The following is a 1,002-nucleotide window of genomic DNA, read 5'->3' as shown; positions in this document are numbered from 1 at the left end:
CGCCTCTTTAATTCGGTCTCCTCATCCGTGTAGAAACAGATGGTTTTGTCAAAGAGTTCCTTGGGAAGAAAACCCACGGACATCCCTTCAACAATAAGAATTGGCTTTCCTCCAGACAAGACCTCGCTAGCCTTCCAAGATTCATCAATCGTCAAGATGTCCATGCCTGCCTGCAAGGCGAGAATATCTCTCTGTAAACTTGCTAGTTCATGCGCCACTGGCAGACAAGCCGTCACCTTTTGATCTGGCGCTTGCTTTGGTACTACCAGGTGACGTTCTGAGGTGATATAAGGATCTGTTTCTAGTAAATTTACTGTAGTAGAATCTAGAGCTTGATGTAATTCCTGAGCGAAGGTTGACTTGCCCGAAGCCCCATGACCGTAGATCCCTAGCGTCCTAATTCTTCCCGTTTCGATCTCTGAAACCAGTTGTTCTATCAGGTCTTTTTTCTTCATTCTCTCTTCACCTGTTCATAGCTTTCTTTTCCGTCATTAAGCTTGTCCCAAATCACCACTTGCCCACTTTTGAGGGATTTTTGCACATCGATAATCCGTTGATTGGACGAACCTCTAAACTGGAGCATAAGATTGCGTTTGCTTTTATCATACCGTCCATCGACAAGGATGTCAATCAATGATAAGAGTTCCAGTTTATCTGGAGTCTCCAGCATCATTTCTTCCCAAGTGTAGCCCGTCCAGGACCAGATGTCTTTGTCTGGCAATTCCTTTCGAATGCGCTTAACGAGCGGCAAGAGGATACCTGTATTGAGAAATGGTTCTCCTCCCAGCAAGGTCAATCCTTGAACATAGGGTTGGGCAAGGTCTTCCATGATTTGTTCTTCTAATTTTGCCGTATAGGGAATGCCTGCGTTGAAAGACCAAGTCGCAACATTATAGCACCCCTCGCAGTGAAACATGCAACCTGATACATAGAGAGAGTTTCGCACACCTTCTCCATCGACAAAGTTAAAGGCCTTATAATCAATGATCCGCCCTTTACTAA

2 protein-coding genes are annotated in these 1,002 nt (G+C 44.9%); both read right to left on the bottom strand.

Features of this window, described 5'->3' with window-relative positions:
- Positions 1-455, bottom strand: a 455-nt coding sequence (locus GMD1S_RS10495; protein ID WP_000725970.1) for a hypothetical protein, incomplete at its 3' end; no start/stop codon positions are given.
- Positions 452-1,002 (bottom strand): anaerobic ribonucleoside-triphosphate reductase activating protein (nrdG, locus tag GMD1S_RS10490; RefSeq protein WP_000311435.1); only part of this gene is annotated, 551 nt, incomplete at its 5' end. The genes GMD1S_RS10495 and nrdG, both read right to left, overlap by 4 nt.

Origin of the sequence: Streptococcus sp. GMD1S (assembly GCF_000296875.1) — a bacterium.
In the GTDB taxonomy this organism is placed as follows: domain Bacteria; phylum Bacillota; class Bacilli; order Lactobacillales; family Streptococcaceae; genus Streptococcus.
Note: the sequence above shows the minus strand (reverse complement) of the source record. Positions and strands in the feature narration are given on the sequence as shown.